The following is a 7473-nucleotide window of genomic DNA, read 5'->3' as shown; positions in this document are numbered from 1 at the left end:
CCGATGCCGTGGCTGTGTTAGCCAACTCACGGCGAGCGACCCGTCGCGGTGCACAACCTGCCACAGCCACGTGCTGGGGCTACGGAGACGACCCGGCTGGGCGACCTACTGCCGGCTCCGGTTCGCGACGACAGAATCTTCCCACTGGCTGTTTCTGCCGCGTGGAAAACAGCAACTACGAGCATCCGGCGACCGAGCGGTCCGAAGGACCCGGAACGTCGCCGATTCACTCGCCGTAGCGAGGTCAAGAGCCAACCAACGCGAGCTCGCAGAGTTTCCGTCGAGCGTTTGCCAGGGGCAGCGAAGCCGGCCCGCAGCAAACGGTCGGTGCTTACCGCCGAACCAACTCCGAGAGCTTCTCCGAGAGCGAGCGGTCCTCGCCCAGTTTCAGGTAGTAGGCGTCGCCACCGTCCTCGTAGTAGCCATCGATGCGACGGACGATCTCGAAGCCAATGTGCTGGTAGAACCCCAACGCGTCCTCGTTGCTCGCGCGTGCGTGGCAGCTGACCGAGTCGTGGTCCCGGGCGACTGACGCGACCAGCTGCTCGCCGTACCCTTCACCGCGGTGTTTGGGGGCGACGGCGAGAAAGAGGATGTAGCCGTCGCGGCGCGCGGTGACGAAGCCGGCGAGTTCGTCATCGACGAACAGCAAGCGGCAACTGGCACGCCGATACGCGTCGCTGAAGAAGCCCCGGCGCTGTTTCAGCACCCCTTCTTCCTTTCGGATGCGCTCTTTCAGCGCCCAAGCCTCTGCTTCGTGGCTCTCCTCACCGGGGGGGTCCCGACGCGTCTCGACTGTCGCGCTCACTACCGCAGGATAGCCGGGACGGGGATTTAATTCCGTCGTCGCTTCTCAGCGCACTCGAGAGTTGGATGGGGGCTCCTCGCCGCGAGAGGGTTTTACACTCCTGCGGTTGGCCGTCACCGCGAGAGGGTTTTACACTCCTGCGGTTGGCCGTCACCGCGAGAGGGTTTTAGAACAGACTGTCGGCAGTCGCCGCCCCGACGACTGAGAAGACGGCGCCGATGCTTACCGCTTTTGCGGTCTGAACCGGTCCCGCGCCGAACGTCTCCGGCGCGGCGAAGGCGAGCGCCAGAGTCAGGACCGAGCCATACGAGACGACCATCAGCAGCAGAAACCGGAACGGTATCCCCACGACCTCCGTCTCCTCGTCGATATCCCGGTCGTTATCTGCGCGGTAGAGCGCCCCCCAGCCGATGGCGAAGACGATGGCGATGATGATCGCCCACTGGACGTTGTTCATTGCCCTCGCAAGGTCCCAAACCTCCTCGGTGACGACGAACGGTCCAGCGAGTAGGAACCCGCCAACGACCTGCTGAGCGACGTCCGAGGGTCTGAACTGCCGGTTGAACAGCCGCCGTAGCAACCGTTTGAGGATCTCGTTGGCCATAGCCGGCTCTTGCTGGCTCCTTCTGCCCCCTGAAAAATAAGGTGGGGTGTTCCGATTCCGTCGAAAGGGGCACCCTCTCACGGTTGGCCGTCACCGCGATTTGGTGAGACACGTTCGCGGTTGGCCGTCACCGCGATTTGGTGAGACACGTTCGCGGTTGGCCGTCACCGCGAACGGTTGAGTCAGAAAATGTTCGCCTGCCGGTACACCGAGATGCCGTCGTTCGTGATCTCGTAGGGTTTGGTCTCCCGGGAGTGGTTGGCATCGCGGATCTTCTGAATCTCGACGGCCAGCCGCGTCTCGCGGAAATCCGAGGGCCGGACGTACTGGAGGATGAACACCGCGTCGACCAGATACTCGATAATCCCGTAACGGGAGGTGTAGGCGTCATCGCTGCTCGCCTCCGATGTGAGCATCGTCGTCACGCCCGCGCGCTTGAGCGACCGGGCGAAATCGAACACTTCCGACCGGCGCTGAGCGGGGTGGTCGTACATCATCTCCAGCAGCGAGACCGAGTCGAGCACCAGCCTGTCGGCGTCGAACTCCTCGACCAGCCGGGAGATGTCGTTCCGGATCGAGGACAGCGAGTTCGCCATCTCGATCGGGTCCATCGAGACGACCGCCAGCTCCCCCTCGTCGTTCCACGCTCGGAACGGCCAGCCCTTCTCCTCGGCGGTGGAGAGAATCGCATCTCGGGACTCCTCCAGGGTGATATATATCGCTTTCTCGTCGTTCTCCAGCGCCTCGGTGAGGAACTGGAGCGCGAACGTGGTTTTCCCGGTCCCGGCCGCGCCGACGGTGACCATCAGCGAACGGGTGGGGATGCCGCCGAGCACCATCTCGTCCAGCCCTTCGATACCGACGTCGATGCGGTCGATATCCGAATCGAACTCCACCTCGTCGAAATCCGATCCGCCACTGCCGCCGCTGAACGGGTCAGCTTCGGCGGCGCCCCCGAACTCGCCGACGTCATCGGCGCTGAAGGGGTCACGTTCACCCTGCCCGAAGGGGTCCTGCTCGGTGCCACCGAACCACCCCGGTTCCGGTCCAGCGCCACCAGCCGTCTCCGCTGCTTCATCCGGCTCCTCACCGAACGTGTTCTCGTCGCCCGCTGTGACGTCACCAAATGGGTCCGCTTCCTCGTCGCTGAATGGCTTCTCGTCTCCGGCCGCGATGCCGCCGAAGGGGTCATGCTCCTCCGAGTCGGCCGCTGTCGTCGGTTCTTCGCCGTCGGTCGCGGCTGCGTCGTCGCTCCCTGAGTCCGTTTCTGCCGCGTCGGTCTGCTCCGCCTTCTCCGACTCGTCAGCAGTCGATCGCGGTGCCGCTGGCTCCTCGTCGGCGTCGGCTTCGCGCAGCGCGCGCTCGAACCAGTCCTCTTCCTCCTCCTCGCTCACGGGACCCACCCCATGCCCGGAGCATAATGACTCATTATCGACTGGAGGGGGGGCCAACAGTTGAAGCTTGCCCGTCCAGCGGTCGGTATCCGCGCGCTTTTTGCCGCCGGCGTGGGAAGCGACCCATATGTTGGTGGGCATCGTCGCGAGGCGGGGCAACAAGCGAGCGTCGTTTCTCGCTGTGGAGATTCGGGACCACCTCCGGGAGGCCAACGCGGCGGTGTGGCTCGACGAGGCGACAGCAGCGGAACACGACGAGACAGGCCACCCGGTCGAGGAGATGACGGCCTGCGACCTCGTCGTCTCAATCGGCGGCGACGGCACGTTCCTCTTTACGGCTCGCGGCGTCGGCGACACGCCGATTCTCGGCGTCAACCTGGGGGAAGTGGGCTTTCTCAACGCCGTGGGCCCGAACGAGGCCGTCCACGAGGTGATGGAGGAGCTCCGCGCGCTCCGGAACGACGAACTCATGGTTCGGGAAGCACCCAGACTCGTCGCCCGCGGCGACGACTGGGAGAGCCAGTCGGCGGCGAACGAAGTTGTGCTTCAGGGACCACAGCGTGGCCACGGTGGCGGCGCCGACCTGGAGATTCGCGTTAACGGCTCGCTGTTCTCCTCCGGCCGGGCAGACGGCGTGCTGGTGGCGACGCCGACCGGTTCGACCGCCTACAATCTCTCCGAGGGCGGACCGCTGGTCCACCCCGGAATGGACGCGATAATCGTCAACGAGATGTGTGCCGAGGAAGGGATGCCGCCGCTTGCGGTGTCGCTCGACAGCGAGCTAACGGTCCGGCTCTCCGGCGCCGAGAACGGATACGTCGTCAGCGACGGCCGCGCCGCGCGGACGCTTTCGCTCCCGGCGATGGTGACCGTAACGACTGCCGACGAGCCGGTTCGCATCGCGGGGCCCGAAGTCGATTTCTTCGAGGCGCTCAACAAACTCGATTGAGTCGTCGACGCCCGAGGAGCCGGCTGCCAACCCTGCGTTATCCGACTACCCTGTACATCCGGAACGAGTGAGGAACGCGTGGTCCGTCTCGCTTCAACTCGCACGGCTGAACGACGTCGAATCTAACAGGGAGATCGCCTCCCCCGCGGGGGAGCGGCCTGCTTCTCGAACGAGCAAGGGAGAGCCACTGGACTGCCGTATTCACGGCCGGCCCTGCTGGGAACGGACGGAATCTGTTCGATCTCTCGCTGTTCGGCGAGGGCTCGCGCAACCCCCGGTCGTTCGACTCCGGGGGCGAGTATCCGACCGAATTCGACACTACCCGCCGGGAGACAGTCGTCGCTGTCGGCGACGACGCTGAACGTTCCGTGTCGGAGGCTGGTGGCAACTTCCGGGAGGAGCCGGTCGACACCGATAGAACGTTCCACGGTCCCCAAGCGATTGGCGATGGGACGATGCTCAGAGGAGGGAGAACGGCGTCGTCCTCGAAGAGGTTCTGCAGGCCTGAATCACGGATTCGAGAACGGGAGCGGCTCCGGGTTTGCTCGACCGCGGTGGGAAGCGTTACTCCCCCCAGTTGGTCGTCCGCGTCGGGCGGTCCGAGAGCGCGACGACACTGGTTCCGGCGAGCGGCCCGTCAGCAGCTTCCGCAGCGTCCAGGGCCTCGATGGCCGCCAGCGCGGCCGCTTCCGTCGAGAGGTAGGGAATCTCCTCCTCGACGGCGCTCTTGAGCGAGTCGAGCGCCGTCGAGAGTAGCAGGTCAACCTTCCCCTCACGGAGCGCCGCAGTGAGGTCCTCGGGCTCGATCAGGGTCAGACGGTCGGCGAACGCCTCCGTAACGTTCGCGTCCCAGTCGCCGTCGATTGCGACAGTACCCGACGCGGGCAGCGGGTTGTCGGCAGCGATCTGGGCCTTCCCGTAGGCACCACCGAAGCTCTCTGCGGTGCCCATCACCTCGCCGGTGGATTTCATCTCCGGACCCAGGCGCGGGTCGGCGTTGGGCAAGCGGTCGAACGGGAGCACGACCTCCTTCACGCTCGGCTGCTCGGGGATCTGCTCGTCGATCTCCATCTCGTCGAGCGACTCGCCGGCCATCGTACGCGCCGCGAGCTTGGCGATGGGGACACCCGTCGCCTTCGAGACGAACGGGACGGTGCGCGAGGAGCGGGGGTTGGCTTCGAGCACGTACACTTCAGTCTCGCCGTCGGCATCTTCCGGTACCGCCAGCTGGACGTTCAGCAGCCCCTCCGTCGCCAGCGCGTCGGCGATCTCCTCGACCACTTCGCGCACCCGGCCGAGCGTCTCGTCGTCGAGCGAGCGCGGCGGGATGACGCAGGCCGAATCGCCGGAGTGGACGCCCGCGCTTTCGACGTGTTCCATCACGCCGCCGATGAGCACGTCCTCGCCGTCGGAGACGGCGTCCACGTCGAGTTCGATTGCGCCCTCGAGGAACGAATCCACGAGCACCGGTTTCTCGGGGGAGACGCGCACCGCCTCCTCGACGTACTCACAGAGTTCGTCGTCATTGTAGACGACCTCCATTGCTCGCCCGCCGAGCACGTAGGAGGGGCGCACGAGCACCGGATAGCCCACCTCGTGGGCCAGCTCCAGCGCCTCGGCCTCGCTGGTTGCGGAGCCGCCTGCGGGCTGGGCGATGCCGCGCTCGGCCATCAGGCGATTGAAGCGGTCGCGGTCCTCCGCGAGATCCATCGCGTTGACGCTCGTCCCCAGGATTTCGCAGTCCAGATTGCGGCGAGCCAACTCGTCCTCGAGGGGCTTCCCCACGTCCACTGAGGTCTGGCCCCCGAACTGCACCATCACGCCGTCGGCGTCGGTCGCTTCGATGGTGTCCGCGACCTCCTCGGCAGTGATCGGCTCGAAGAACAGCCCGTCGGAGGTGTCGTAGTCCGTCGACACCGTCTCGGGGTTGTTGTTGACGACGTGGGCGTCGATACCCAGGTCACGCAGCGCGCGGACCGCGTGGACCGCACAGTAGTCGAACTCCACGCCCTGGCCGATACGGATTGGCCCCCCGCCGACGACGACGACGCTCTCGACGTCCGTGTCGAGCCGGAGCTCGTCGACGCCGGTGCCGACGAACCGTTCGGGGCGGCGCGCGGAGTAGTAGTACGGCGTCGAGGCCGCGAACTCGCCAGCGCAGGTGTCGACCTGCTTGAACGAGCGGTCGGGCGTCTCGCCCGCGACCTGCTTGGGCGTGACCCCGCTGCCGTCCGTTACGGGTTCCGGCTCGGCACTCGTGTCATCCCCCGCAGGCTCGCTCGGGAGCCAGGAGGCGTGTGTGTCCTCGAACGCGCCGCCGGCGATGGCGGCGATCTCGTTGTCGGTGAAGCCGACCGACGCGGCGGAGACGTACTCGCCTTCCTGGGCAGCCAGCGCGGCCTCGGCGATGTTCTGGTAGCGCTCGACGTACCACTCCTCGATACCGGTGCGCTCGACGACCGCCTCGACACTGAAGCCGCGGGTGAACGCTTCGAGCATCGCGTACGGACGGTCCGGGCTCGGGCGTTCGAGATACTCGTCGGCGAGCTCGCCGTCGCCGAGTTCGCCCCACTCGACGGCCGGGTCGTACTCGGAACTCCTGAGCGCCTTGAGCAACGACTCCTCGAACGTGCGGCCGATGGCCATCGCCTCGCCGGTCGATTTCATCGCTGTGGAGAGCGTGAAGTCGGTCTCGGGGAACTTCTCGTTGGGCCAGCGGGGCACCTTCGTCACCACGTAGTCGATCGCTGGCTCGAAGGCGGCGGTGGTTTCGCCGGTGATCTCGTTGTCGATCTCGTGGAGGCGCTTGCCCAGCGCGACCTTCGCGGTGACGCGGGCGATCGGGTAGCCCGTCGCCTTCGAGGCCAGCGCCGAGGAGCGGGAGACACGTGGGTTGACCTCGACGACGCGGTACTCGCCGCCGGCGGTGCCATCGTCGCGCCAGGCGAACTGGATGTTACAGCCGCCCTGGATACCGAGGTCACGGATGACCTCGAGGGCGGCGTCGCGCATCTCCTGGTGGCCGTCGTCCGGAATCACTTGCGAGGGGGTGACGACGGTGGACTCGCCCGTGTGAATGCCCATCGGGTCGAGGTTCTCCATGTTGCAGATGATGATGCAGGAGTCGCCCGCGTCGCGCATCACCTCGTACTCCAGTTCTACCCAGCCCGAGATAGATTCGGTGAGCAGGACTTCGCCGTTGCGCGAGAGGCGCAGCCCCTTGCGCGTGCGCTCGATCAGTTCGTCCATCTCGTGGACGACGCCGGAGCCTGAGCCACCCAGCGTGTAGGTGGTGCGGGCAATGACCGGCAGGCCGCCGACGGTATCGACCCCGGCCTTGACGCGCTCGCGAAGCGCCTCCCGGTCGAGTTCGGTTGCGGATTCGGCCTCCTCGAGCGTGATCGTGGTCGAGCGCGGCACCGGCTGGTTGAGGCTCTCCATGCGCTTGCGGAAGCGGTCACGGTCCTCGGTTGCGTAGATGGTCGAAAGCGGCGTGCCCATGATCTCCACGTCGTGCTCGTCCAGCACGCCCTGTTCGGCGAGTTCGGCAGTGACGTTCAGCCCGGTCTGGCCGCCGAGGCCGGCGATGACGCCGTCCGGGTTCTCCTTCCGGATGACCTCGGCGATGGCCTCGGGGGTGATTGGTTCGATGTAGACCCGGTCGGCCATGTCGGGGTCGGTCATGATGGTCGCGGGGTTGGAGTTCACGAGCACGACG

5 protein-coding genes are annotated in these 7473 nt (G+C 66.2%); 1 reads left to right on the top strand and 4 read right to left on the bottom strand.

What is annotated here, in order from left to right:
* Nucleotides 1-331: 331 nt before the first annotated feature.
* From V5A38_RS13850 to V5A38_RS13840, 3 genes are all read right to left on the bottom strand, one after another.
* Nucleotides 332-808, bottom strand: coding sequence for an N-acetyltransferase (locus V5A38_RS13850; protein WP_332326354.1), 477 nt, complete (start codon nt 806-808; stop codon nt 332-334).
* 166 nt (nt 809-974) lie between these two features.
* Entirely contained in the window at nt 975-1412 is a 438-nt protein-coding gene (locus tag V5A38_RS13845) for a DUF2391 family protein (protein ID WP_332326353.1), read from the bottom strand.
* Between the two features lie 182 nt (nt 1413-1594).
* Complete coding sequence (locus tag V5A38_RS13840) at nt 1595-2815, bottom strand: KaiC domain-containing protein (protein ID WP_332326352.1); 1221 nt, start codon at nt 2813-2815, stop codon at nt 1595-1597.
* A gap of 118 nt (nt 2816-2933) precedes the next feature.
* Here V5A38_RS13840 and V5A38_RS13835 point away from each other — a divergent pair, with 118 nt between their 5' ends.
* Nucleotides 2934-3755: an NAD(+)/NADH kinase gene (locus V5A38_RS13835; RefSeq protein ID WP_332326351.1), complete on the top strand. Its 822-nt coding sequence runs from the start codon at nt 2934-2936 to the stop codon at nt 3753-3755.
* Nucleotides 3756-4319: 564 nt separating this feature from the next.
* Here the strand turns inward: V5A38_RS13835 and carB are convergent.
* A partial coding sequence (gene carB / locus V5A38_RS13830) for a carbamoyl-phosphate synthase large subunit (protein WP_332326350.1) occupies nt 4320-7473 on the bottom strand: 3154 nt, incomplete at its 5' end.

The sequence above is a fragment of the Halolamina sp. genome, from assembly GCF_036626355.1.
GTDB lineage: Archaea > Halobacteriota > Halobacteria > Halobacteriales > Haloferacaceae > Halolamina.
Note: the sequence above shows the minus strand (reverse complement) of the source record. Positions and strands in the feature narration are given on the sequence as shown.

Bases quoted from the DNA above. Each gene is read 5' to 3' on its own strand.
- V5A38_RS13845 (WP_332326353.1), bottom strand. From the start codon at position 1,412: ATGGCCAACGAGATCCTCAAACGGTTGCTACGGCGGCTGTTCAACCGG.
- V5A38_RS13835 (WP_332326351.1), top strand. From the start codon at position 2,934: ATGTTGGTGGGCATCGTCGCGAGGCGGGGCAACAAGCGAGCGTCGTTT.